Genomic DNA, 23,193 nt, shown 5'->3' on the forward strand with positions numbered 1-23,193 from the left:
CTCCACGGACCTGTCCACGGAAGAGAGACGAGACGCGAGATGAGCAACCCCTTCGACGACGCGGACGCCATGTATCTGGTGCTGGTCAACGACGAGGGCCAGTACTCCCTGTGGCCGGTCTTCGCCGAGGTCCCGGCCGGCTGGACCGGCGTCCACGGCCCCGACGGGCGCCAGGCCTGCCTGGATCACATCAACGAGAACTGGACCGACATGCGTCCCAAGAGCCTCGTCGAGGCCATGGACGCGGCCGCCTCCTGACGGCACGGCCCACGAACCGCCCCCTCGCACCACAAGAACACCCACCCGAGAAACACACCCAAGAAACACACCGAGAAATACACACGAAGGAGCACACCATGTCCGAAGCGCGTGAGCAGCACCTGGACGAGCTGCGCGAGATCGTCGCCGAGGTGCTCGAGGTCGAGCCCGAGGAGATCACCGAGACCGGTTCTTTCGTGGAGGAGCACGAGGCGGACTCGCTGCGGGCGATCGAGATCCTCGCCCGGATCGAGAAGAAGTACAAGATCGACATCCCGCAGTCCGAGCTGCCGCAGATGGAGAACCTCAAGGCGGTCTACGACGTCGTGGCCAACCAGGCCGGCTGGCAGGACTGACCCCTTCGCACACCACGGCGACGACGACGTCACGAGGGAAGAGAGCGGATCACCGACATGAATGCTCCAGCAGCCCGGGACACCGGGGGACGGCAGATGGCCTGGGCCGGATACACGGCCGCGGTACTGGCCATCGTCTTCGGCCTGTTCAGCTTCTACTGGGCCGCCGGAGGCACCTTCGGCATCGACACCCTGGGCGGCGCGATCCAGCGGATGGCGGAACGCCGGGACTCCGGCTTCCTCGCGGTCGTCTGGATCACCGGCGCGCTCAAGGTCGCGGGCGGTCTCTTCTCGTTGTCGCTCGTCCGGCCGTGGGGCCGCGTCGTCCCCCGCCCGCTGATGCTTCTCGCGGGCTGGGGCGGCGCGGCACTGCTGACCGTCTACGGCGCCCTGCAGGTCGGCAGCCTGCTGCTGGTGGCGTTCGGCGTGCTCACCCCGTCCGACCCCGTCGAGTGGAAGCCGCTGCTGTGGCGCCTGTTCGTCTGGGACATGTCGTTCCTGGTGTGGGGAATCCTGCTCTTCCTCGCCACCCGGACCTATGTCATGAACCATCCGCGGCGCCCGGAAAGGCGCGGAGGAAATTGATGTACGACAGCGCGCAGGACCTGGTCTTCGACCATGTCTTCCTGCGGATCGATGGACTCGTCCCCGATATCCGGCTCCTGCTCAAGATCGAGGGTTTCAATCCGGCCGGTTCGATCAAACTGAAGACCGCCATCGGACTCGTCGAGGACGCCGAGCGGTGGAATCTGCTCAGACCCGGCGGCCACATCATCGAATCGTCCTCGGGCAACCTGGGAGTGGCGCTCGCCTCCGTGTGCGCCGCCAGGGGATACCGCTTCACCTGCGTCACCGACCCCAACACCTCACCCCAGAACGCGGCCCTGATCCGGGCCTTCGGGGCGACGCTGGTGGTGGTCGACAAGAAGGACGCCAACGGCGGCTATCTCCAGTCGAGGATCGACCACATCCACGACCGGCTGCGGGAGGACCCCTCCCTGTTCTGGCCGAACCAGTACGCGAACGAGGCCAACCCCCGGATCCACCGGGAGCGCACCGCCGCCGCCATCCTCGAGGAGGTCCCCGAGGTCGACCACCTGTTCATCGGCGCCGGCACCACCGGCACCCTGATGGGCTGCGCGGCCTACTTCCACGAACGCTCCCCGCACACCCGGATCGTCGCGGTGGACACCGCGGGATCCGTCACCTTCGGCTTCCCGCCCGGCAAGCGGCATCTCCCCGGGCTGGGCACCAGCCGCAAGCCCGAACTGTGCGACCCCCGGCTCGTCGACGACATCGTCATCGTCCCCGAGGCCGAGGCGATCCGCATGTGCCGCACCATCGCCAGAAGCCGGGGCATCGCCATCGGCGGCTCCACCGGCTCGGTCCTGGCGGCCGTGGCGCGCAGGGGCCCATCGCTGCCGCCCGGATCCACCGTCGTGGCCATCGCTCCCGACACCGGGGACCGCTATCTCAACACCATCTACAACGACGCCTGGGTCGAGGAACGCTTCGGACACCAGGCCCTGGCCCCGGCGGGCGCGGACGACCATCCGGACGCCGACGGCTCACTGCTCCTGAAAGGCTGACATGTTCGACTTCCATGTCGTCAGCGGCAAAACCGCCCGCCGTGTGATCGGCCGCTCCCGGTCGAAGATCGTTGACCAGGTACGGGACACCTACCTCACCCATGACCTGGGTGACTCGGTCAATCCCAACAGCTACTTCCTGCGCTTCCCCGACAAGCCCGACAGCCGCATCATCGCCCTGCCCGCCTATCTGGGCGGTGGGCACTCGGTCGCCGGCATCAAGTGGATCGCCAGCTTCCCCGCCAATATCGAGCGCTCGGTGCCGCGCGCCTCGGCGGTCCTGCTGCTCAACGACTACGAGACCGGCTATCCGTTCGCCTGCCTCGAAGCCGCCCAGATCAGCGCCGCCCGCACCGCGGCCTCCGCCGTGCTCGCCGCCGAGACGCTGCACGGATCCCGGACCGCCCGGCGGCTCCTGGTGATCGGCGCGGGCATCATCGCCCGCAACATCCTGGAGTTCTTCACCGACCGCGACTGGCAGCTCGACGAGGTGCTGGTGCACGACCGGGACCCGCGCTACGCCGAATCGCTCACCGAGCATGTCTCCGGCGTCCTCGGCCACCGTGCGAGCGTCGCCCCCGACCGGGACAAGGCCATCGCCGAGGCCGATCTGGTGGTGCTCGCCACCACGGCAGGAGAGCCCTACATCACCCGGCCGGGCACCTTCGCCCCCGGTCAGATCGTCCTCAACATCTCCCTGCGGGACATCGGCCCGGAGATCGTGGTGGGCGCCTGCAACATCCTGGACGACATCGACCACTGCCTCACGGCCAACACCTCGCCGCATCTGGCCGAGCAGAAGTTCGGCCACCGGGATTTCATCAACGGCACCCTCGCGGATGTGATCCGTGGCCGCCGGAAGGTGGCTGCCGACCGGCCCGTCATCTTCTCGCCCTTCGGCCTCGGCGTGCTCGACCTCGCCGTCGGCGCGTTCGTGCACCGGGCCGCCCTCGAGGCGAACGAGGCCACCGCCATCGAAGGATTCTTCGGCGAGACCACCCGCTGGTGATCGCCACCGGCCGGTGAGCACCACCGGCTCGTGACCCGCCCTTCTCTCACCACCCACCGGCCCCTGTCCGGGCCCGAAGCATGAGGTAATTCCCATGTCCACACAACGCCGTGCCCTTGTCACCGGGGGATCGCGCGGTATCGGCGCGAGCGTCGCCCTCCGCCTCGCCCAGGACGGAATGGACGTCGCGTTCTGCTACCGCAGCGAGAAGGAGCGCGCCGAGGAGACCGCCGAGCGGATCCGTGAGCTGGGGGTGCGCTGCTTCCACGCGCCCTGTGACGTCGCGGACCTGGAGGCCGTGCAGTCCTTCATCAAGGAGGCGGAGGCCGACCTCGGCCCCATCGACACCCTCGTCAACTCGGCCGGCATCGTCCGCGACAACCCCCTCGTGCTGATGCCGGTGGAGGACTGGAACGCCGTCATCGACGCCAGCCTGACCGGTGTCTTCAACTTCTGCCGGTCGATGGCGTTCGGCTTCATGAAGCGCAAGCGGGGCGTCATCGTCAACGTCTCCTCGGTGGCCGGGGTCTACGGCAACAAGGCGCAGACGAACTACTCCGCCGCCAAGGCCGGTATCAACGGCATGAGCAAGGCGCTGGCCAAGGAGCTCGCCCCCTACGGCCTGCGGGTCAACGTCGTCGCCCCCGGCTTCATCGAGACCGACATGACCGCGGACCTCACCGACAAGGTGCGCGCCCAGGCGATGGAGCTGGTCCCCATGCGCCGCTTCGGCACCCCCGAGGACGTGGCCGAACTGGTGTCGTTCCTGGTGTCCGACCGGGCCGGCTACATCACCGGGCAGATCCTCCAGGTCGACGGGGGCATCGTCCTGTGAGCCGCCGGTTCGCCGCCCCGCTCACCGCGGTCGACACGGTGGACATCGCGGACACCCCGGGCGGCGCACGCGTGGAGGCGGTCAAGCGGATCGCCGGCGAGGACCCGTATCTCGTCGGCCACTACCCGGACTTCACCATCTACCCGGGCGTGTTCACCCTCGAATCCGTCCACCAGGCCATCCGCCACTGGGCCACCGAACGGCACGGCCCGGGGGCCGTCGCCGAACTGGCCACCATCACCTCGATCAGCTTCGCGGCCCCGCTCGTGCCCGGGGACACCCTGCGCATCGGCTGCGATCTGACCGAACACGACGACACCCCCGCGACGGTGCGGGCCAAGGTCCGCTGCCACCGCGGCGACGGCGCCCTGTCCGCCCGGATGACCCTCGAACTGCGCATCGACCGGAGGGACGGCGATGATCACGCTTGAACACGCCGACATCCGGCGCATCCTGCCGCACCGCCACCCCGTCCTGCTCGTGGACCGCGTCCTGGACCTCGAACCGGGCTCGCGCATCACCGCCACCAAGACCGTGTCCGGCAGCGAACCCTGCTACGCCGGGCTGGACGAGGACCTCCCCACGTCCGCCTACGCCTATCCGGCCTCCCTGCTCGTCGAGTCGTTCGGCCAGACCGGCGCCGTGCTGTGGCTGTACTCCGCCGCCACCGCGGGGGAGCGGCGCGAGGGCACCCTCATCTTCGGCTCCGCCCGCGAGGTGACGATCACCGGCAGCGCCTACCCCGGCGATGTGCTGCGCCACACCGTCGAGATCGACCAGCTCATCGGCGACAACGCGTTCATGCGCGGCGAGACCTGGGTGGGCGAGCGCCGCATCGCCACCCTCGGCTCGGTCCTCGCCGTCGTCCGCGAGGGGATCGCCGCCGGCACCGGCTCATGACCCTCCGCACGCCCCAAATCCCGTCCCCGGCTTTTGCCGGCCACCCCCGTCCCCCTGCCGAATTCAGGAGAATTCCCATGTCCGAAGCGCGTGAGAAGCATCTGGACGAGCTGCGCGAGATCGTCGCCGAGGTGCTCGAGGTCGAGCCGGAGGAGATCACCGAGACCGGTTCCTTCGTGGAGGAGCACGAGGCGGACTCGCTCCGGGCGATCGAGATCCTCGCCCGCATCGAGAAGAAGTACAAGATCGACATTCCGCAGTCCGAGCTGCCGCAGATGGAGAACCTCAAGGCGGTCTACGACGTCGTGGCCGCGCAGTCCGGCTGGCAGGACTGATCACCGATGAACCGACGAGTGGTCATCACCGGGCTCGGTCCGGTCTCCAGCATCGGCACCGGTGTCACGGCGTTCGGCCGGGCCCTGCGGGCCGGCACCAGTGGCATCTCCGCCATCTCCAGCTTCGACTCCTCCGGCTTCCCGCACTACATGGCCGGTGAGGTCCCCGACTTCGACCCCAAGGCGCTGCTGCGCACCCTCTCCACCTCCGAATGGGGCCGCACCAGCCTGTTCGCGGCCGCGGCCGCGCGGCTGGCCGTCGAGGATGCCGGAATCGACGAGAAGGTGCTCGCGGGCGCCGCCGCAGGCTCCAGCATCGGCACCACCAGCGGAGAGTCCCAGGTCATCGAGGCGCTCACCGCCGAGTGGGTGCACAGCGGGCTGGACCGGATCACCCCGGCGTACGCGGCCCAGGTCCCGGCCTCCCGGCTGGCCACCGCCGTCAACCAGGAACTCGGTCTCACCGGCGAGGCGGTGACCCTGTCCACCGCCTGCTCGGCCAGCAACTACGCACTCGGCTACGCGTACGACCAGATCGTCACCGGCGACGCCGACTACATGATCGCCGGTGGCGCGGACTCGGTGTGCCGCTGGGCGCACGCCGGTTTCTACCGGCTCGGCGCGCTCACCGAGAAGGTCTGCTCACCGTTCGACAAGGACCGCTCCGGCATCCTCACCGGCGAGGGCGGGGCCGCCCTCTTCCTGGAATCCCTGGAGTCCGCCACCGAACGCGGCGCCCACATCTACGCCGAGGTGCTCGGCTACGGCCTCAACTGCGACGCCAACCACATGGTCGCCCCCGACCCGGTGAGCATCGCCGCATGCATGCGCCGGGCCCACCACAACGCCGGTATCGCCCCCGCCGACGTCGACTACATCTGCGCCCACGGCACCGGCACCCCGGCCAACGACGCGATGGAGGCCCAGGCCGTGGTCGAGGTCTTCGGCACCCGGCCCCCGCCGATCAGCTCCATCAAGTCCATGCTCGGCCACACCATGGGCGCGGCCAGCGGATTCGGCGCCATCGCCTCCGCACTCGCCCTCGACGAGGGCTTCCTGCCCCCGACCACCAACTACCGCACCCCCGACCCCGAACTGCCCGCCATCGACCCCGTGCCGAACGAGAGCCGCCCGGCACAGCCCAAGGTCGTGCAGAACAACGGCTTCGCCTTCGGCGGCAACAACGCCATCACCATCCTCGGACGGGTCGCATGAACGCCACCGCCATCACCCCGGACACCACCGGCCACCGGGACGTTCGCGAGAACACCCTGGCCATCACCGGCTGGGGCGTCGTCACCTCCCTGGCCATCGGCGCGGAGGAGTTCACCACCGCCATCGGCGAGGGCCGCAGCGGGCTGCGCGACGTCACCGGCATGTTCGACGAAGAGCTGCCCGAGCACGAGGCGTTCGCCATGCCCGACTTCAAGGTGCGCGACCACCTCGGCCGCAAGGGCACCAGCTTCTTCGACCGCAGCACCTCCCTCGGGCTGCTGGGCTGCACCCTCGCCCTCGACGACACCGACCTGACCGTCACCGACGACAACCGCGACCGGTTCGGCATCGTCCTGGGCACCACCGCCGGCAGCATCAAGGCCACCAGCGACTACAGCCGCGAAACCCTGGAGGGCGACAAGCCGTTCCGGGTCAACCCGGTGCTGTTCCCCAACACCGTGATGAACTGCGCCGCCGGCCAGTCCGCGATCTGGCTGGGGCTCAAGGGCGTCAACGCCACCGTCGCCGGCGGCCGGCTCGCCGGGCTCAGCGCCCTGCGCTACGCCCGCAACCAGATCCGGCGCGGCTACGCGGACGCCCTGCTCGTCGGTTCCGCCGAGGAGTTCAGCCCGCACACCGCCTGGTTCAGCCACCGCCAGCACGCGGCCGAGGAGGGCCGGGTCAAGGTCGGCGAAGGCTCCGCCGTCTTCGTCGTGGAGAACGCCGAGGAGGTACGCGCCCAGGGACGCACCCCCGACGCCGAGGTCCTGGCCGTCGAGGTCGGCACCTACGGCGCCCCCGGCCGCGAGCCCGACGCCGGAGCCGGGCTCGCCGACTGCATCGGCCGCGCCCTGCGCCGCGCCGCGGTGGAACCCTCCCAGGTGCGGGCGGTCGCCACCGGCGAGAGCGGAATCGCCCGCCTGGACGACATCGAGCGCCGTGGCATCGAGAGCGCGCTCGGCGCCGAGGTGTGGCGGGTGCGGGCCAGCGAGTGGGTCGGCGAGTGCCAGAGCGCCTCCGGCTCGCTGCAGCTCGCCGCCCTGCTGGCCGGCCACCGCGGCCACCCGGAGCTGGACGGTGCGGTGTCCGTGGTCACCTCGGTCTCTCCCGACGGCGGTGTCGGCGCGGCCGTACTGAGGGGGTGGCACCGTGCACGTGGCGATCACCGGGGCTGAGCTGCTCACCTGCCACGGCGGCACCGACACCACCTTCGCCGCCCTGACCAAGGGCGTCGACGGCAGCCAGGGCCTGCGGTTCTACGACACCGACCGCATCAACGTCACCCGCGGCTACCACGTCGACGACTCCGCCGACGCCGAGTCCGAACCGCCGCTGCGGGCCGGGCGTTGGCTCGCCCGCTGTGTCCTCGGCGCGGTCCGCCAGGCCGGGGTCGACCCGGCCGCCGAGCGGGTGTCCGTCATCGTCGGCACCGGACTGCGCGAACTGCGGGCCATGGAGCGCTGGGCCGTGGACGGCGTCCCGGTGCGCCGCCGGGATCTGCACTTCACCACCGCGATCCGGGAAGTGCTGCCCGAGGTCACCGAGGTGATCACGGTGTCCAACGCCTGCTCCGCGTCGGGCCACGCCCTCGCGCTCGCCCAGGACCTGCTCGCGGCGGGCGAGGCGGACGCGGTCGTCGCGGCGGGCTGCGACGCGATGAGCGAATCCATGCTCACCATGATCGGCCGGGTGGCCGACGCCCCCACGCCCGCACTCCGGCCCTTCCAGGAGGGCCGCGCCGGTGTGCTGCTGGGCGAGGGCGCGGTGGCGGTCGTCCTGCGCCGGGCCGCCGACGCCGGGCCCGGCGCACTGGCCACCGTCCTCGCCACCGGGCTCTCCTGCGACGCCCACCACGAGACCGCCCCGGACGTGGGCGGCATCGTCGCGGCCATGCGGGACGCCCACCGCCGCGCCGGGGTCAGCCCGCACGACATCGGCCTGGTCCTCGCCCACGGCACCGGCACCGCGCTCAACGACCCGACCGAGGCCGCCGCCCTGGACACGGTCTTCGCCGGTGCCGCCCCCGGCCCGCTGGTGACCGGCATCAAGGGCGCCATCGGGCACACCTCCGGCAGCGCGGCGCTGATGAGCCTGCTCGTCGCCGCCGAGGCGATGCGCTCCGGTTCGGTGCCCGCGACCGTGGGGCTGGCCGAGCCGATCGAGGCGGCCGCGGGACTGCGGCTGGTCGTCGGCGAACCCGCGCCCTGCGACGCCCGGGTGGCCCAGGTCAACGCCTTCGGATTCGGCGGAGTCAACGCCGTCAGCGTGATCGGGGTGGACCGATGACCATGAACCCCGACCCGATGACCATGAACCCCGACCCGGTGACCGTCACCGCACACGCCCTCCATGTGCCCGATCCGATCGGTGGCTTCGCGGCGACCGCGGCGGGGGAGCTCTTCTCCTCCGTGGCCCCGGAACCGGCCTGCGGCCCCGAGCAGGCGCACACCGTACTGGGCCGTAAGGGGCTGCTGTACAAGGAGGACGCGACCCGGCTGGCGCTGTGCGCGGTCCACCGTGCGTTCGGACTGCCGCCGGGCAAGCTCACCGAACCGCTCCCCGGAGCGGAACACACCGCCGTCGTCGTCAGCTCCAACGTCGGCAACGCCCGCACCGTCCGCGACATCGTGGCCGAGATGCGGGCCGGCTCCGCCCACGACGTCAGCCCGCTGAACGGTCCCAACGCCTCCAGCAATGTGATCGCCAGCACCCTCGCCATCCGCTACGGCTTCACCGGGCCCAATCTGATGGTGTGCTCCGGCGCCACCTCCGGACTGGACGCCGTCCGGCTGGGCGCCCTGCTGCTGCGCGGCGAACGCGCCCGCCGGGTCGTGGTGGTCGGGGTCGAACCCGACGACGAGGTGGCCCGCGGACTGGCCGCCCTCCGCCCCGCCGCACCCGGCACCACCGTGCCGGTCCCGCTCCGGGCGGCCGCCGCCTGCGTCGTCCTGGAGCCCGGCGGGAGGGGACCGCACCTGGGCGATGTGCACCGGCACACCCGGCCGGACGACATCGCCGACGCCCTCGCGCCGCCCGCCGCGCTCCGGCTCACCGCTCCCGGGGCCCCGGGAGCCGCCGGCGGCATCGACCTCACCGCCCATCTGGGCGAGGTCTACGGAGCGCTCGGCGTGGTCCAACTGGCCGTGGCCGCCGCCTGGCTGGGCTCCGGGCAGCCGTCCGGGCCGGGCGGCGCGCTGATCACCTGCGGTGACGGCGAGGACGGCTACGCCTCGGTGCGGCTCGACCCGGCGGTCGTCCCCGCCCGAGCGGGAGGCGGCTGACATGGCGGAGCCGAACGGGGCGCGCCCGGCGCCCCCGCCCGGCTGGTGGACGGCGGTGGCCGAGGCCCGCGGGGCGCGGGAGCGGCTGGCCGTGCTGGGGACACCATCCCCGGCACGGCACCCCGGCCCTCCCGTGGTGGCCGTGGTCCACGGTCTCGAAGGCGGGTGGGCCGGATGGCGGCCGCTGGCCGGAGAGCTGGCGGGCCGCTGCCGTACCTACGCGCTCGACCTGCCGTGGCGCGCGGGCAACCGCTACCGCTGGCGGCACCACGGCACTCCCGCGCACTGGCTGCGCGAGGCGCTCGCCCTGGTCCCCGAGCCCGTGGACATCCTGATCGGCCACTCCTTCGGAGCCAACGCCGTCCTGGAACACCTGGCCGACCGGGACGGCGCGCCCCAGCCGCGCGCCGCGGTGCTCCTCGCCCCGTTCTTCCGCCCCGAATCCCTCCGGGTGGACTGGCCCCTGCACGACGCCGCGCTGGCGGGCTTCCGGCAGATCATCGCCGACGGCGTACGCGTCGGACTGGGGAGGCGAGCCGCGGACCTGGACCCCGAGGTGCTCGCCGCCATGGCCGACACCACCCTCGAGCGGATCGGCCCGGTCGGATTCCTCACCCTGTTCCTGCAGTTCACCGGCACCACCGAACTCGACCTGGGCGCCATCACCGTCCCCACCCTCGTCCTGGCGGGACACGGCGACGCCTCGCTGTCCGAGGACCGCGCGGCGGCCCTGGCCGCCGCCATGCCCGCGGCGACGGTCCGCAGACGCCCCGGCTACACCCACTTCTGCCATGCGGAGCAGCCCGGGGACGTCGGCGCGGACATCACCGGCTTCCTGGACGACCTCACCGCCCTCCCGGCGGCCACCCACCTCGCCACCACCCTTCTCACCACAAAGGAATGACCATGACGGAGCTGCTGGACGGCACCCTCACCACCCCCGTGGGCAGGCCCCGCTACGAGGGCGCCAACATCCGCACCTGGATCGGCTTCAAGCACTTCATGTATCTGACGGAGGAGGCGGTCCTCCAGTACTTCCGCGAGCGCGGGGTCGGGGCGGAGACGCTGTACCACACCTACGGCCTCGGGCTGGAGATCGTCGACCACTCGGTCAGCCTGCCCGCCACGCTCGGCATCGACGACGAGGTCACGGCCGTCGTGGAGCCGGGCAAGCCCAAGCCCGGCCACGGCGCCCCGTTCAAACTCCGGCTGACCGTCGAGCGGGACGGCGAGACCGTCACCGTCCTCACCGGCAAGATCCGGGTCGCCCTGGTCACGCTGAAGGACGCCCCGGCCGACATCCAGCCCGTCCCCGCCCATCTGGAGCCCTACACCGTCCCCGAGGTGGCCGCCCTCGCCGACGCCGCGGACCACGAGCCCCGGACCGTCGCCGACAGCGAGCTGTCCGCCGTTCTCACCCCGGTCGGCTCCAACGCCTTCCTGTGGTCCTGGCGGATCCCGTACTTCTACTGCCACTTCTCCGACCGGCTCCAGCACTCCGGCTACGTCCGGGCCATGGAGGAGGTCGTGGACCGCTTCCTGGAGGACCGCGGCATCTCCATCCGCACCATGCTCGTCGAGCGCGGCTGGATCCCCGTGGTGTCCCGTGCCCGGGTGCACATGCTCGCCGACGCCTTCATGGAAGAGACCCTGCACACCGTGTTCACCGTCCAGGAGATCCTCAAGGACGTGATGTACACCGCCACCTTCGACACCTATGTCCACCGCGACGGACGGCTGGTGCACACCGCCACCGGGAGCATCATGCACGGCTACGCCGTCAGCCGCGGCGAACTGGCCGGCAGCCTCGCCGAGTTCGACGACACCACCCGCGCCGCGCTGCTGGGGGATGCCCGATGAAGCGACGGCCCCGCCTCTATTTCAACCTGCGCTCCCCGTTCAGCTGGATGGGGCTCAAGCGGCTGGAGGAGCGCTTTCCGCAGGCCCCCGAGGTCATCGAGTACTACCCGTACTGGGACCCGGACGAGAAGACCCGGGCCGCGCTGGAGGAGCGCGACTCCGGCTTCCACTACACCCAGATGAGCAAGGCCAAGCACCTGTACATCCTCCAGGACACCAAGCGGCTCTCCACCCGCTTCGGGTACACCATGTCCTGGCCGGTGGACATCGACCCGTGGTGGGAGCTGCCGCATCTGGCCTGGCTGAAGGCCCGCCGGCTCGGCCGTGAGCGCGACTTCTACGCGGCGGTGTCCGCGGCCCGCTGGGAGCGCGGCGAGAACATCTGTGACGCCGAGGTGCTGCACCGGGTGGCCGAGGCGGCCGGGTTCGACGGCGACGAGATGGTGGCCGCCGCCCATGACCCCGACCTGCGCGCCGAAGGCGTGGACGCCCTCGCCGCCGCCTACGACGACGATGTGTTCGGCATCCCGTACTTCAAGGTCGGACGCCACCGCTTCTGGGGCCTGGACCGGGTCGACGGCTTCCTCGACGAGCTGATCCCGGCTCTGCGGAAGGCCGGTGTGGACGTGGCCGAGCCGCTGCCCGAAGCCACCGACGACCAGGTGCCGGCCGCACTGCTGGAGCGGGTCGGCGCCTACGACTCCGACTCCGCCGGCGGCTGCGGCTGAGGCCAGGAGAGATCCCATGCTCATGAACCCCGTCAACGCGGCCGTCGTCCCGAGCGGCCGCACCGTACTGCTCAGCAGCGTGTCCTCGGATTCCCACACCTGGAACCTCGTCTTCCTTCAGCTGCTGCTGGAGGAGATGGGCCACCGCGTCATCAACCTCGGTGCGTGCGTCCCGGACGAACTGCTGGTCCGGGAATGCTCCGCGATCCGTCCCGACCTGGTGGTGATCAGCACGGTCAACGGCCATGGGCAGGTGGACGGCGCGCGGCTGATCGGCACGCTCCGCTCCGACCCGCGGACCCGGGACACCCCGGTGGTGATCGGCGGAAAGCTGGGCATCACCGGGGGCGCCGAGGCGGACGGCATGGCGCGGCGGCTCGTCTCGGCGGGCTTCAGCGCCGTGTTCCAGGACGACGCCGAACCGGCCGAGATCGGCCGGTTCCTGGCCTCCCTGGACCACTCCGCCCCCCGCCACCCCGTCGCCGCCTCATGAGCACATCCGGCTCCTTCGCCGGGCTGGCCGCCCGCCCGCGCGCCACGGGGCCGCTGGTCCAGCCCCGGATGGGCTTCAGCGACCCACGATGGATGCGCGCGGGGCTGGCGGCCGTCCGGCGGGCGCGGGCGGCCACCGTCGGCACCCTCACCCTGGACAGCTATACGCGGGTGAAGGACTACACCACGGCCGAGCGCGCCCTGGCCGATGGCTTTCCGCTCAACGGCTATCCGCTCGTCACCCACGGCCCGGACACCACCCGTGCCGTCCTCGACGGCATCCAGGGCCCCGGCTTCCCGGTCCAGGTCAGACACGGCTCGGCGCTGCCGGACGACATCATCGCCGCGCTCGTCACGGCCGGGCTGGACGCCACCGAGGGCGGGCCCGTCTCGTACTGCCTGCCCTACAGCCGGGTCCCGCTGCGGGAGGCCACCGCGAGCTGGGCCCGCTCCTGCGAGCGGTTCGCGGAGCTGCGGGACCGGGGCGTCGAGCCCCATCTGGAGAGCTTCGGCGGGTGCATGATGGGCCAGATGTGCCCGCCCGGACTGCTCATCGCCATCACCGTGCTCGAAGGGCTCTTCTTCCACCGGCACGGGCTGCGCAGCATCTCGCTCAGCTACGCCCAGCAGACCGACGCCCGGCAGGACGAGGAGGCGGTGGCCGCGCTGCGGTCGCTGGCCACCGCGTTCCTGCCGGACGACACCGACTGGCACATCGTGGTGTACACCTACATGGGCAAGTACCCGCGTACCCACGGCGGTGCCCTCCTCGTGCTGCGCGCGGCCGCCGAACTCGCCGTCCGCACGGGCGCCACCCGGCTCATCGTCAAGACACCGGCCGAGTCGTACCGCATCCCCACCATCGGGGAGAACGTCGAGGCGCTGGAGTTCGCGGGCGCCGCCGCGGCGGCCGAAGCCGCCAGAACACCCCCGGACCCCGCCCGGGCCCCGGACACCGGTATCGCCGCCGAGGCCCGGCAGCTCATCGAGGCCGTGCTCGACCTCCACCCGGACGTCGGACAGGCCCTGGTGCGCGCCTTCGCCAAGGGCTATCTCGATGTGCCGTACTGTCTGCACTCCGACAACCACGGACGCTCCCGTGGCTATATCGACGAGGCGGGGCGGCTGCGATGGGCATCCGTCGGCTCGATGCCCATCCGGGGCATCACCGGCGGGACACGCGAACACACCGTCGGCAGCTCGGAGTTGCTGTCGGCGCTGTCGTACGTGGAACGCACACACGATCTGCTGGCCCTGCGGAGCCAGGACACGAGGACAAGCGATGCACTGGACGCTGGAACGACTGCTGCCGACCTTCGACAAGCGTGAACACCACAGCCGCCGGATCGACGCCCCGCCGGAGCGGGTCTGGCGCGAACTCATGGACCTGCGGGTCGGCGAACTCGCCATCACCCTCGGTCTGATGAGGGTGCGCGGCGGCCCCAAGACCTGGGTGAACGGTGTCGACACCGGCGCCCACGAAGGCATGGACCTGCGGGTCCTGGACTCGATGGCACCCCGGGAGATGGCCGCCGACCCGCCGCATGAAGTGGTGCTCGGCGACATCGCCCGCTACACCGCGATGCGCCCCGCGCGCCCGGACCTCGAGCGCGGCGATCCCGAGGCGTTCGCACACTTCGACGAGGCGGGCTGGTCCAAGGTGGTGATGAACTTCCGCCTCACCCCCGAGGGCGAGGGCACCCTGCTGTCCACCGAGACCCGGGTGCTGAACACCGACGCCGCCACCCGCCGCGCCTTCGCCCTGTACTGGGGCTTCATGCGGGCGGGCAGCGGCATGATCCGTCATGACCTCCTGCGGGCCATCGCGAAGAAGGTGGCCACCACCGCGGGCTAGGGTCTGTCGTGGGGACCGGACCCCGCGAGCCCGGCCCGGTTCAAACGACAGACCTTAGGACGGCCCGTCCGCCACGACCACGCAGGCGCCGAGATGCCAGGTCTCGTCCTCCTTCGCGGACAGCTCCAGGTCCACCTCGCGTCCGGAGGATCCGCCGTCCAGCGGGATCCTGAGCCAGGTGAACTCCCGGCCGTCGAGCTGCTCGCTCCGGGCCCTGACGATCCCGTCCACCCGGACGATCAGCGACCTGCACAGGGTGTTGGGGTCGCCGGTGAGCAGATGCGCGGTGCAGCGTCCGGCGGGCAGCCTCAGCCGCAGTACGGCCGGGGCGCTGTCGCGTACGTAGTCCCGGCGGACGACATCGAACAGTCCGGTGTCCGTGGCGTCCGGTGTGTTGCCGACCCAGCCGAAGCCGGCGCCCTCGTGCCAGCCGCTCGACGGTGAGAGCCGGGTGTAGTCCTTCAGCACCGGCGCCGAGTCGGGCCCGGCGTCCAGTGCGTGTACGCAGCGGGCGGCGGGTGGCACGACGACGGCCTTGGCCAGGCTGCGCAGCGAGGCGTCGAGCACCGGCACCGCGCCCGACCTCGGGCGCGCGTGCAGGGTGGCGAGTGCGGGCGCCGGCGGCGGCACGACGGACATCTTCACCGTCTCGCCCTCCCGCGAGGCCACGTAGGCGGTCGCCTCCTCGGACCGCCAGCCCTCGGGTACCTCCAGCGCCGTCACCGTGCGCAGCCCGGAGCCCGTCGCGTTGAGGACCTGCACCGGCAGCTCGTTGCGCTCCCCGCCCAGCAGCACGGTGTCGGCCGGGGCGACGATCGCCTGGAGCCAGGCGCGGCGCTCGTCGCGGATCCGGCTCAGGTCGAACCAGTAGGCGACCAGGGTGTCCCGCCACTTGGCGGCCTCGGTGAGCTGCTCCCCGAACTGGCGGTGCACATCGGCGAACCGCCGGTGGTCGACACGGCGCCGCAGCCTCTCCCACTCCGTGCGCATGTCCGCCACCCGCGCCGCGCCGGAGAAGTGGGTGTCGTAGATGTGCTGGATCACCGTCGTGCCGCTGTCCAGCCGGTGGGTGTACGGGACATGGTGGAGGAAGAGGAGCAGCTCCTCGGGGCAGTTCGCAGGCGACTCGTAGGCGTCCCGTGTCGCCCGCGCGTACAGCCCGGTGAAGCCGTCGCCGGTGGCGGCGGTGCGGTCGTAGCCGATGCCCGCGCGGTCCGACTTGTGGAACTGGGTGGTCGTCGTCGGGCTGGGGTCGAAGTGCCCGGTCACCGAGCCGTCCGGCGGATGGGTGAGGTATCCCGTGCCCAGCGGCGAGGTGTAGTCCTCGTAGGTGTGCCAGGAGTCCAGGAGCAGCGTGGAGACCGTCTCGATGACATGCGGGTCGTTGCCGAAGGTCATCCGGGTCCACTCGTCGGCCAGGTCCTGCGCCGACAGGTCCGGGTTCCAGGCCAGCCGTCCGTAGCCATGGGTGTTGGCGGCGGCCAGATGTGAACCGGTCCAGTTCCTGGAGTCGCCGAAGTTCATCACCCCGGCGAATCCGAAGTGGGTGTAGGAGTGCACCCGGCCGGTCACGACACGGGCCACGGTGCTGCCCTCGCCGGCCTTGAGCGTGTCGAAGTCCAGGACCTCCTTCCACTGCGGGACCAGATAGCACAGATGGGTGGCGTGTCCCGTGTACTCCTGTGTCACCTGGAGTTCGATCATCGAGTTGGTATGCGGCAGCGAGCCGAAGAGCGGGTGGGCGGGCTCGCGGACCTGGAAGTCGATCGGCCCGTTCTTGATCTGCACCACGGCGTTGTCCGCGAACTTCCCGTCCAGCGGTGTGAAGTCGAGGTAGGCCTGCCGGTCCCACTTCTCGTCACTGTCGTGCACGAACGCCCGCCACATCACGATCCCGCCGTACGGTCTCAGCGCGCCCGCCAGCAGATTGGCCCCGTCGGCGTGGGTGCGTCCGTAGTCCAGCGGCCCGGGGCGGCCCTCGGAGTTGGCCTTCACCAGGAAGCCGCCGAAGTCCTCGATCTTGCCGTAGATCTCCCCGGCCTTCCTCGTCCACCAGTCGCGCACCCCCGGGTCGAAGGGGTCGGCGGTGTCCAGTCCGCCCAGGTCGATGGGGGCGGCGAAGTTCGCCGTGACGTACAGCGCCACGCCGTAGCGGCGCAGTACCCCGGCCAGCGCGGCCAGCTTGGTCAGGAACGGCTCGGCGAGGTAGTCCGCCGGGGTGTTGACATTGTTGATCACGGCGCCGTTGATGCCGAGCGAGGCCAGGGCCCGTGCGTAGTCCGTGTACCGGGTGTCGAGTTGCGGCAGCTTCTCCCAGTCGAAGAAGGACCGGCCCGCATAGCCGCGCTCGATCGAACCGTCGTCGTTGTCCCAGTGGTTGGCCATGCGCAGCGGGGTCGCCGGGCGCTCGGTGAGGTCGACGTGTTCCAGCGGCCGTCGGGTCTGGACGAGCCGCAGCAGGTGGAAGGCGCCGTAGAGCACACCGCGGTCGCCCAGTGCCGCCACCACGGTGAAGTGTGTGCCGCGCCGGGTGACCCGGCGGACGACGTAGCCCTCGTCGCCGAGTTCGGCCAGGTCGGCCGCGGGGACGAGCTCGCGGATCAGGGCGGAACTCGTCGGGGTGCCCACCACGAGTGCCGCGTGTGAGGGGGTGCTGGTGCGTGGCGCCACCCGGATACCGAGCAGCCCGGTGAGCGCGCGGACCAGCTCCTGCTCCGCCGACCGCTGGAGCGGGCCGCCCCCTTGCCGGACGAGCGTCCCCAACGCGGCCCGGTACCGCCCCAGTTGACCGGGATCCTCCACCCGCCGGTAGCGCAGCCACAGGTCGTACCCGTCCTCGGCGGGCAACGCGGCCGTGGATGGTCCGGCGCCGGGGACCGGCTGCGCCGACGCGGGGGCGGAGAGGCCGAGCGATGCGGCTGTGCTTCCCAGAGCGGCCGCGGACAGAAGGCTGCGGCGCCGTATTCCTGAGCTCATGCGTCCCACTTCCGTTGCAGAACGAACAGTGCACATCCAGGCCAGGACCAAGCTCCGCAACCGTCACACTCATCACGACATGTGTCAACACAACGAACCACAAGGGAACATGGCACCCTTGTCACTCATCAAAATCCAACACAGCTGAGCTGGCGTCAGGGCGCGTCCGTCGCGCGGGCGAGCGCTGCCGCGTGGTGGTGGAAGGCGCGGCGGACCGCCGGGAAGCGGCGGGGCTCGCGGCTGGGGTGGACGCGGTTGGTGAGCAGGACGTAGTAGCGGCCTCCCGCCCCGTTCACCCCCGGCTCCACCCACAGGCTCGTCCCCGTGAAGCCCGTATGGCCGTACGAGGATGGACCCATCGCCGTACCGACCGGCGAGCCCACCGCGTCCTGCCCCTGCCAGCCGAGGCAGCGGCGCAGCGGGAGGCCCTCCGTATGGCAGGCGGTCATCCGGGCGAAGCCGGCCGCGCTCAGCAGACCCTCGCCGCCCGCCGCGAGCGCCCGGCCCAGCCGGTCCACATCGGCCAGCGACGCGAACAGACCGGCGTGTCCGCAGACCCCGCCCAGCACCACCGCGTTCTCGTCGTGCACCTGGCCGGTCACCAGCCGGCCGCGCCAGGTGCACAGCTCCGTGGAGACCGCTCGCTCGCGGGCCGCCGGACCGGGCGCGAACACCGTCTCGCGCATGCCGAGCGGCGCGCACACCTGCTGTGCGACCAGCTCGTCCAGGCCGGTGGCGGTGGCGCGTTCGAGCATCAGGCCGAGCAGGATGAAGCCCGCGGAGGAGTACTCCACCACCGTGCCCGGCGCCCCGCGCAGCGGCAGCTCGCGCAGGGCGGCCAGCAGTCCGTCCCGGTCGGAGTGGGCCCGCCACAGGGGGGTGCCGCCGGGCAGTCCTGAGGTGTGGGCGAGCAACTGGGCGAGGGTGATGTCCGCCTTGCCCGGCACGCGGCGGTACTCCGGCAGATACGCGCCGACCGTGTCGTCGAGGCGCAGCGCTCCCGCCTCCGCCAGCCGCAGTGCGGCCAGGCCCACGATCGGCTTCGTCACCGAGGCCAGGTCCCACAGTTCGGTGCCGTTCAGCTCCGCCCCGCCCCGACTGCGGGTGCCCAGATGCCCGTGGACCGTCCGCCCGGCCGCGGTGCCGACCGACCAGGCGGCCGCGGAGTAGATCCCGGTCCGGCGGCCGGCTGCCAGGAGTCCTTCGAGCGGCGCCGGTTCGGCCGCCTCGTGCGGTCCGGCTCTTCCCGTCCGTTCCGCTGCCTGTGTGGTCCGACCGCCCGCGGCCCCGCTCACTCCTGCCCCCGCACGATCCCCAGCGTCCCCGCGCCGCCGCGCAGCGCCGCCGACACCGTACCGGCGGCGGCGCGCACCATCGGCCCCAGCATCGCCACGCTCGCCTCGTCCAGCGTGAACGTCAGCCCGACGATGCCGACCGCGCCGGCGACCTGGCCGCCGGGCCCCAGCACCGGGGCCGCGATGGCGCGGACGTCCTGCTCCGCGTACTCGTCGTCCACCGCGTAGCCCTGTTCGCGCACGGTGGGCAGGGCCGCGAGCACGGCCGCCGGGTCCGTCACCGTCCGCGGCGTACGGGCCGGGAGGGGCGCGCTGCCCAGCAGCTCCGCCGCCATCGGCGACGGAAGGGCCGACAGCATCGCCCAGCCCACCGCCGAGCAGTACAGCGGGACTTCGCCACCCGCGGCCGGCGCCATGTGGTACGCGGACGACGGCTCCGAGTGGGTCACATGCACCGCCACGGCGCCGTCCCGTACCGAGAAGTGGGCCAGGTGGCCGGTGCGCTGCCGCAGGTCGTCCAGGACCGGGCGGGCCAGCCGCAGCTCGCGGCTGGACGCCATCGTCGTGGCGGCGAGCCCGAGCAGACGCGGTCCGGCTTGGTAGTTGCCGCCGGGGCCCGGGACCGCGTATCCGGCGTCGGCGAAGGTCTGCAGCAGACGGTGGACGGTCGGCTTCGGCAGCCCCGTGCGGGCGGCGAGATCGGCCAGGCGGTGCGGGGCATCGGGCTGGACCAGTGCGTCCAGCACCTCGAGTGCCTTGTCCACCGGGCCCTTTGCGGCGGCACGCGGCTCTTCGCGGTGGCTCGCGGGGGTATTGACCGAGTTCGGCATGTCTCTCACCCTAACCCATCGCCGTTCCGTCATCCGGAACGGAGAGACGATTCATCGGAACGCCTCCTCCGTGCCCGGTACGACGGCCACCACGTCGATCTCCACCAGGATGTCCATCAGATCCGAGCCGACGGTGGTGCGCACCGGGCACGGCTCGCTGAAGAACGCGCGGTAGGCGGCATCGTAGGCGGCGAAGTCCCGCTTCAGGTGCTGCAGATGCGTCGTCACCTTCACCACGTCCCGCAGGGTCAGCCCCTGTTCGGCCAGCACGGCGGCGACATTGCGCAGCACCTGTGCGGTCTGTGCCCCGACGCCTTCCGGAATCCCGCCCGTCACCGGGTCCTGCGGGCCGAAGCCCGCCGTGTAGAGGAACCCGCCCGCCACCACGCCCTGGGAGTAGGCACCCGCGGGGCGAGGGGCCCCGGCCGTGTGCACGGCCCGCATGCTTATCCGCTCGCTCATCCCGTCAGGTCCCCGTCCCGCTCGTTGGCCGCGGCGTAGTACCGGAGCTTCTCCTCGTCCACGCTCACCCCCAGCCCCGGTCCCGTCGGCACCCTCAGCCGGCCGTTCTCCAGGTGCAGCGGCTCGATGATGTCGCCGGCGTGCAGGTAGTACATGCTGTCGATGGCGCGCGAGAGCACCGGGGTGCTGGAGACGACGGCCAGATGCGCTGCCGTGGCGATGCCGAGCTCGCCACCGCTGTGCAGGTTCATGCCCAGACCGAAGGTCTCGCAGTGCGCGGCGAGCGCCTTGGTCGCCGCGATCCCGCCCCACTTGTAGACGTCACCGTGGATGACGTCGACGGCGTTCAGCCGCATGGCGGGGGCGAACTCCTCGAAGCGCACGACGCACATGTTGGTGCACAGCGGGATGCGCACCTTCGCCTTCACCTGGCTCATCCCCTCGATGCCGACGCAGGGGTCCTCCAGATACTCCAGATCGAGTTCCTCCAGGGCGATACCGGCGCGTATCGAATCGGGGACCGACCAGGCCGCGTTCGGGTCGACACGCAGGTTCACCTCGGGCAGCGCCTCGCGCACCGCGCGCAGGATGGCGACATCGCCCGCGCAGTCCTTCGTGCCCTTGAGCTTGACGGCCTCGAAGCCGCCCTCCGCCACGACGCGCACCGCGTGCTCCGCCATCGCCTTCGGCAGGCCCGGGCCGTCCGTGCCCGGCGCGTCGGCGCGGGTGATGAGCGCGGTGATGGGGACCTCCTCGCGGACCGCGCCGCCCAGCAGATCGGTGACGGACTGATCGGTGGCCTTGCCCATCGCGTCCCAGCAGGCGACATCGAGGGCGGCGATCGCCGCGTAGCCGAGGTAGCCGTAGAAGAACGGCACCATGTGCTGCTTGCGGTGAAAGCTCTCCAGCGCGAACGGGCTGGTCCCGATCAGGTCCGGGGCCATCGACCGGACGATGGCGGCGACCGGTGCGCCCCACATAGTCTCGCCCCAGCCCTCGACACCCTCGTCGGTGCGAATGCGCACCACGGTGCGGGTCTCGCCCGTCTTGGTCTCGAACGAGCTGGTGAAGGGATTGACGAGGGGGAGGTTGACCACCCATACGTCGACATCAGTGATCTTCATTGCTGCTCCTCGCATCATCGGGGTGACCGGCTCGCCGCGTCGAAGGCCTGGATCGCCCGGGCCAGTCCTCGCGCCCGGTCCTCCAGCAGCCCATCGCCCCGGGTGGCGTCGGCATCGGAGGCGTCGTCCGTGGAGCCGCCGACCCGCTCCCACTCCCCGTGGCGTTCCACGGTCAGGCCCGGGTAGGGCGGGGCGTCGAACAGGGGCGGCGGTTCGACCGGAGCGCGGGCCGGCACGGGCGTCCGCACCAGGTCCGGGTGGGCCGCCAGCATGAGTGACGTCTCGAACCATCCGGCATGCCCCGGGGTGACTTCCGGCCGCCCCGCTCCGTCCTCACCCGCGGTGAGGGTCCAGTACGAGCAGGCGGCGACCGTCACCGGGGAACGCAGCGCGAACCGCTTCACGGCGAGCCGCATGATCTCGTCGTTGCCGCCATGGCCGTTCACGACCATGATGCGGCGGTATCCGCTGGTCACCAGCGAGTCGAGGATGTCGTCCAGGACCGCGCCCAAGGTCGCCGCGGAGAGCGAGACGGCGGCCGCGAACAAGTGGTGCGGGCTGTGCCCGAAGGGCAGCGCCGGCAACCGCACCACGCCCGGCCCGGCCTCCCGGGCGAGCATGTCCAGCGCGCGGTCCACCACCTCCTCGACCAGGAGGGTGTCGGTGCCCATCGGAAGGTGTGAGGCGTGCTGTTCCTGCGAACCGATGGGCAGCAGAGCGATGCCCTCCTCACCGGCCCGGCGCACCTCGCGCCAGGTGAGTTCGGTCAGTCTCGATTGGCTCACGGTGCTACCTCTCCGAAACGGGGCCATGGCAGAGTCGGCGCATGGCCCACAAACGTTCTCCGTTGCGACTGGTCCCCGAGGCCGCGCCGCAACCGGCCGCCCCCCGGGCGCCCCGGCGGCTGGGCGCCGTCGAGCTGGTCCCCGGCCGGGTCGGGGCGGCCGTACTGTCCATGGCGGGCCGGATCCTGGACCGCACCGAGTCGTCGTACGACGCGGCCACCGCCACCCCCGCGGACATCGACACGGCGCTGGCCGCGGCCGCCGGAGTCTTCGCCGGCCATGAACTCCAGGGGATCGGGGTGGCCGCCGCAGGGCTCGTGGACCCCGTCACGGGCCTGATCATGGAGGTGAACGACGCGCCCGGACTGCACGGCTATCCGGTCACGGAACGGCTCGGCGCGCTCACCGGGGCGAGCGTGCGGGTGGAGCACCGGGCGCGACTGCAGGTGCTCGGCGACCGCTGGTTCGGCGCCGGGCGCGGACGGCGCACCTTCGCCTCGGTCTCCACGGGCGAGGTGCTCGGCGTGGGGCTCCTCTACGACGGCGAGGTGATGGCCCCGCCCGGCGGGCGCAGCGGTGCCCATATGACCGTGTCGGCCAGCGGCGAGCGGTGCACCTGCGGGAACCGCGGCTGCTGGAAGACCGTGGCCACCACCGGCTGGCTGCGGGCCCGGGCCCGCGCCGTGGGGCTCGGCGGCCAGACGTCCCTGGAGGCACTGGTCAACCGCGGGGACGCGCTCGCCGGGCAGGTGGTGGAGGAGTACGCGCACAACCTCGCTCTGGGGCTGGTGAACGTGCAGCAGCTCTTCGCACCCGGCCTCTTCATCCTGCACGGCGAGGCGCGCGAGGGCGGTGAGCCCTTCCGCACGGTGGTGGAGGAGCGGCTGCGGGACGCCGTCGCCTTCTCGGGCGCCGAGCAGCCGCGGGTGCTGGTCGGCACGGCCGCCGTCGACGATGTCGCGCTGCTCGGCGGCGCCGGTCTCGTCGTCTCGCATCTGTAGCGCGCGG

The 23,193-nt window shown here is 71.6% G+C and carries 26 protein-coding genes; 20 read left to right on the plus strand and 6 right to left on the minus strand.

Annotation, left to right across the window (positions count from 1 at the left end; genetic code table 11):
- The first annotated feature begins 39 nt into the window (after window positions 1-39).
- The 19 genes from J8403_RS42340 to J8403_RS42430 all read left to right on the plus strand — a co-directional run bounded on the left by J8403_RS42340 (window position 40) and on the right by J8403_RS42430 (window position 14,713).
- Entirely contained in the window at window positions 40-258 is a 219-nt protein-coding gene (locus J8403_RS42340) for an MbtH family protein (RefSeq protein WP_211127855.1), read from the plus strand.
- Between the two features lie 98 nt (window positions 259-356).
- Window positions 357-614, plus strand: coding sequence for an acyl carrier protein (locus tag J8403_RS42345; protein ID WP_078638234.1), 258 nt, complete (start codon window positions 357-359; stop codon window positions 612-614).
- A 57-nt stretch (window positions 615-671) separates the two neighbouring features.
- Window positions 672-1,199, plus strand: a complete 528-nt coding sequence (locus J8403_RS42350) for a DUF3995 domain-containing protein (RefSeq protein WP_211127856.1) — start codon at window positions 672-674, stop codon at window positions 1,197-1,199.
- Window positions 1,199-2,203, plus strand: a complete 1,005-nt coding sequence (sbnA, locus tag J8403_RS42355; protein WP_211127857.1) for a 2,3-diaminopropionate biosynthesis protein SbnA — start codon at window positions 1,199-1,201, stop codon at window positions 2,201-2,203. The genes J8403_RS42350 and sbnA overlap by 1 nt, the downstream gene beginning before the upstream one ends.
- Before the next feature lies 1 nt (window position 2,204).
- Window positions 2,205-3,212 carry a 2,3-diaminopropionate biosynthesis protein SbnB gene (gene sbnB / locus J8403_RS42360; protein ID WP_211127858.1) on the plus strand — a complete coding sequence of 336 codons (1,008 nt, stop codon included), beginning with the start codon at window positions 2,205-2,207 and terminating at the stop codon, window positions 3,210-3,212.
- 94 nt (window positions 3,213-3,306) lie between these two features.
- A complete protein-coding gene (gene fabG, locus J8403_RS42365) occupies window positions 3,307-4,047 on the plus strand; it encodes a 3-oxoacyl-[acyl-carrier-protein] reductase (protein ID WP_211127859.1) in 741 nt (246 codons plus the stop codon).
- Window positions 4,044-4,478 (plus strand): 3-hydroxyacyl-ACP dehydratase FabZ family protein, encoded by a 435-nt coding sequence (locus J8403_RS42370; RefSeq protein WP_211127860.1) that lies wholly within the window; start codon window positions 4,044-4,046, stop codon window positions 4,476-4,478. Before fabG ends, J8403_RS42370 begins: the two co-directional genes overlap by 4 nt.
- On the plus strand, window positions 4,465-4,947 hold the full coding sequence (locus tag J8403_RS42375) for a 3-hydroxyacyl-ACP dehydratase FabZ family protein (RefSeq protein WP_211127861.1): 483 nt from the start codon (window positions 4,465-4,467) through the stop codon (window positions 4,945-4,947). The genes J8403_RS42370 and J8403_RS42375 overlap by 14 nt, the downstream gene beginning before the upstream one ends.
- A gap of 77 nt (window positions 4,948-5,024) precedes the next feature.
- Window positions 5,025-5,282, plus strand: coding sequence for an acyl carrier protein (locus J8403_RS42380; RefSeq protein ID WP_211127862.1), 258 nt, complete (start codon window positions 5,025-5,027; stop codon window positions 5,280-5,282).
- A gap of 6 nt (window positions 5,283-5,288) precedes the next feature.
- A complete protein-coding gene (locus J8403_RS42385; protein WP_211127863.1) occupies window positions 5,289-6,497 on the plus strand; it encodes a beta-ketoacyl-[acyl-carrier-protein] synthase family protein in 1,209 nt (402 codons plus the stop codon).
- The gene (locus tag J8403_RS42390) at window positions 6,494-7,672 is read left to right on the plus strand and encodes a beta-ketoacyl synthase N-terminal-like domain-containing protein (RefSeq protein ID WP_211127864.1); all 1,179 of its coding nucleotides are present in this window, start codon (window positions 6,494-6,496) and stop codon (window positions 7,670-7,672) included. Before J8403_RS42385 ends, J8403_RS42390 begins: the two co-directional genes overlap by 4 nt.
- Entirely contained in the window at window positions 7,647-8,783 is a 1,137-nt protein-coding gene (locus J8403_RS42395; protein ID WP_211127865.1) for a beta-ketoacyl synthase N-terminal-like domain-containing protein, read from the plus strand. The genes J8403_RS42390 and J8403_RS42395 overlap by 26 nt, the downstream gene beginning before the upstream one ends.
- Window positions 8,780-9,778, plus strand: coding sequence for a beta-ketoacyl synthase N-terminal-like domain-containing protein (locus J8403_RS42400; RefSeq protein WP_211127866.1), 999 nt, complete (start codon window positions 8,780-8,782; stop codon window positions 9,776-9,778). Before J8403_RS42395 ends, J8403_RS42400 begins: the two co-directional genes overlap by 4 nt.
- Window position 9,779: 1 nt before the next feature.
- Entirely contained in the window at window positions 9,780-10,682 is a 903-nt protein-coding gene (locus J8403_RS42405) for an alpha/beta fold hydrolase (protein ID WP_211127867.1), read from the plus strand.
- A gap of 2 nt (window positions 10,683-10,684) precedes the next feature.
- Window positions 10,685-11,638, plus strand: a complete 954-nt coding sequence (locus J8403_RS42410) for a thioesterase family protein (RefSeq protein WP_211127868.1) — start codon at window positions 10,685-10,687, stop codon at window positions 11,636-11,638.
- Window positions 11,635-12,366 (plus strand): 2-hydroxychromene-2-carboxylate isomerase, encoded by a 732-nt coding sequence (locus tag J8403_RS42415; RefSeq protein WP_211127869.1) that lies wholly within the window; start codon window positions 11,635-11,637, stop codon window positions 12,364-12,366. Before J8403_RS42410 ends, J8403_RS42415 begins: the two co-directional genes overlap by 4 nt.
- Window positions 12,367-12,382: 16 nt before the next feature.
- On the plus strand, window positions 12,383-12,859 hold the full coding sequence (locus J8403_RS42420; protein ID WP_211127870.1) for a cobalamin B12-binding domain-containing protein: 477 nt from the start codon (window positions 12,383-12,385) through the stop codon (window positions 12,857-12,859).
- The gene (locus J8403_RS42425; RefSeq protein ID WP_211127871.1) at window positions 12,856-14,187 is read left to right on the plus strand and encodes a methylaspartate mutase; all 1,332 of its coding nucleotides are present in this window, start codon (window positions 12,856-12,858) and stop codon (window positions 14,185-14,187) included. The genes J8403_RS42420 and J8403_RS42425 overlap by 4 nt, the downstream gene beginning before the upstream one ends.
- The gene (locus J8403_RS42430; protein ID WP_211127872.1) at window positions 14,141-14,713 is read left to right on the plus strand and encodes a hypothetical protein; all 573 of its coding nucleotides are present in this window, start codon (window positions 14,141-14,143) and stop codon (window positions 14,711-14,713) included. The genes J8403_RS42425 and J8403_RS42430 overlap by 47 nt, the downstream gene beginning before the upstream one ends.
- Window positions 14,714-14,767: 54 nt before the next feature.
- Here the strand turns inward: J8403_RS42430 and J8403_RS42435 are convergent, their stop codons facing one another.
- From J8403_RS42435 to J8403_RS42460, 6 genes are all read right to left on the minus strand, one after another.
- Window positions 14,768-17,689 (minus strand): alpha-glucuronidase family glycosyl hydrolase, encoded by a 2,922-nt coding sequence (locus J8403_RS42435; protein WP_211127873.1) that lies wholly within the window; start codon window positions 17,687-17,689, stop codon window positions 14,768-14,770.
- Window positions 17,690-17,844: 155 nt separating this feature from the next.
- Window positions 17,845-18,984: a serine hydrolase domain-containing protein gene (locus J8403_RS42440; RefSeq protein WP_425519876.1), complete on the minus strand. Its 1,140-nt coding sequence runs from the start codon at window positions 18,982-18,984 to the stop codon at window positions 17,845-17,847.
- Window positions 18,981-19,814: an IclR family transcriptional regulator gene (locus J8403_RS42445; RefSeq protein WP_211127874.1), complete on the minus strand. Its 834-nt coding sequence runs from the start codon at window positions 19,812-19,814 to the stop codon at window positions 18,981-18,983. Before J8403_RS42445 ends, J8403_RS42440 begins: the two co-directional genes overlap by 4 nt.
- A 51-nt stretch (window positions 19,815-19,865) precedes the next feature.
- A complete protein-coding gene (locus J8403_RS42450) occupies window positions 19,866-20,276 on the minus strand; it encodes a RidA family protein (protein WP_211127875.1) in 411 nt (136 codons plus the stop codon).
- Complete coding sequence (locus J8403_RS42455; protein WP_211127876.1) at window positions 20,273-21,400, minus strand: mandelate racemase/muconate lactonizing enzyme family protein; 1,128 nt, start codon at window positions 21,398-21,400, stop codon at window positions 20,273-20,275. Before J8403_RS42455 ends, J8403_RS42450 begins: the two co-directional genes overlap by 4 nt.
- Window positions 21,401-21,414: 14 nt before the next feature.
- A complete protein-coding gene (locus tag J8403_RS42460) occupies window positions 21,415-22,185 on the minus strand; it encodes a creatininase family protein (RefSeq protein ID WP_211127877.1) in 771 nt (256 codons plus the stop codon).
- A 41-nt stretch (window positions 22,186-22,226) separates the two neighbouring features.
- On the opposite strand from J8403_RS42460, the gene J8403_RS42465 reads away from it, so the two are divergent.
- Complete coding sequence (locus J8403_RS42465; protein ID WP_211127878.1) at window positions 22,227-23,186, plus strand: ROK family protein; 960 nt, start codon at window positions 22,227-22,229, stop codon at window positions 23,184-23,186.
- Window positions 23,187-23,193 lie beyond the last annotated feature (7 nt).

The sequence above is a fragment of the Streptomyces yatensis genome, from assembly GCF_018069625.1.
In the GTDB taxonomy this organism is placed as follows: Bacteria; Actinomycetota; Actinomycetes; order Streptomycetales; family Streptomycetaceae; genus Streptomyces; species Streptomyces yatensis.

Bases quoted from the DNA above. Each gene is read 5' to 3' on its own strand.
- J8403_RS42340 (WP_211127855.1), top strand. From the start codon at position 40: ATGAGCAACCCCTTCGACGACGCGGACGCCATGTATCTGGTGCTGGTC.
- J8403_RS42345 (WP_078638234.1), top strand. From the start codon at position 357: ATGTCCGAAGCGCGTGAGCAGCACCTGGACGAGCTGCGCGAGATCGTC.
- J8403_RS42350 (WP_211127856.1), top strand. From the start codon at position 672: ATGAATGCTCCAGCAGCCCGGGACACCGGGGGACGGCAGATGGCCTGG.
- sbnA (WP_211127857.1), top strand. From the start codon at position 1,199: ATGTACGACAGCGCGCAGGACCTGGTCTTCGACCATGTCTTCCTGCGG.
- sbnB (WP_211127858.1), top strand. From the start codon at position 2,205: ATGTTCGACTTCCATGTCGTCAGCGGCAAAACCGCCCGCCGTGTGATC.
- fabG (WP_211127859.1), top strand. From the start codon at position 3,307: ATGTCCACACAACGCCGTGCCCTTGTCACCGGGGGATCGCGCGGTATC.
- J8403_RS42375 (WP_211127861.1), top strand. From the start codon at position 4,465: ATGATCACGCTTGAACACGCCGACATCCGGCGCATCCTGCCGCACCGC.
- J8403_RS42380 (WP_211127862.1), top strand. From the start codon at position 5,025: ATGTCCGAAGCGCGTGAGAAGCATCTGGACGAGCTGCGCGAGATCGTC.
- J8403_RS42385 (WP_211127863.1), top strand. From the start codon at position 5,289: ATGAACCGACGAGTGGTCATCACCGGGCTCGGTCCGGTCTCCAGCATC.
- J8403_RS42390 (WP_211127864.1), top strand. From the start codon at position 6,494: ATGAACGCCACCGCCATCACCCCGGACACCACCGGCCACCGGGACGTT.
- J8403_RS42400 (WP_211127866.1), top strand. From the start codon at position 8,780: ATGACCATGAACCCCGACCCGATGACCATGAACCCCGACCCGGTGACC.
- J8403_RS42405 (WP_211127867.1), top strand. From the start codon at position 9,780: ATGGCGGAGCCGAACGGGGCGCGCCCGGCGCCCCCGCCCGGCTGGTGG.
- J8403_RS42410 (WP_211127868.1), top strand. From the start codon at position 10,685: ATGACGGAGCTGCTGGACGGCACCCTCACCACCCCCGTGGGCAGGCCC.
- J8403_RS42415 (WP_211127869.1), top strand. From the start codon at position 11,635: ATGAAGCGACGGCCCCGCCTCTATTTCAACCTGCGCTCCCCGTTCAGC.
- J8403_RS42420 (WP_211127870.1), top strand. From the start codon at position 12,383: ATGCTCATGAACCCCGTCAACGCGGCCGTCGTCCCGAGCGGCCGCACC.
- J8403_RS42425 (WP_211127871.1), top strand. From the start codon at position 12,856: ATGAGCACATCCGGCTCCTTCGCCGGGCTGGCCGCCCGCCCGCGCGCC.
- J8403_RS42430 (WP_211127872.1), top strand. From the start codon at position 14,141: ATGCACTGGACGCTGGAACGACTGCTGCCGACCTTCGACAAGCGTGAA.
- J8403_RS42435 (WP_211127873.1), bottom strand. From the start codon at position 17,689: ATGAGCTCAGGAATACGGCGCCGCAGCCTTCTGTCCGCGGCCGCTCTG.
- J8403_RS42445 (WP_211127874.1), bottom strand. From the start codon at position 19,814: ATGCCGAACTCGGTCAATACCCCCGCGAGCCACCGCGAAGAGCCGCGT.
- J8403_RS42450 (WP_211127875.1), bottom strand. From the start codon at position 20,276: ATGAGCGAGCGGATAAGCATGCGGGCCGTGCACACGGCCGGGGCCCCT.
- J8403_RS42455 (WP_211127876.1), bottom strand. From the start codon at position 21,400: ATGAAGATCACTGATGTCGACGTATGGGTGGTCAACCTCCCCCTCGTC.
- J8403_RS42465 (WP_211127878.1), top strand. From the start codon at position 22,227: ATGGCCCACAAACGTTCTCCGTTGCGACTGGTCCCCGAGGCCGCGCCG.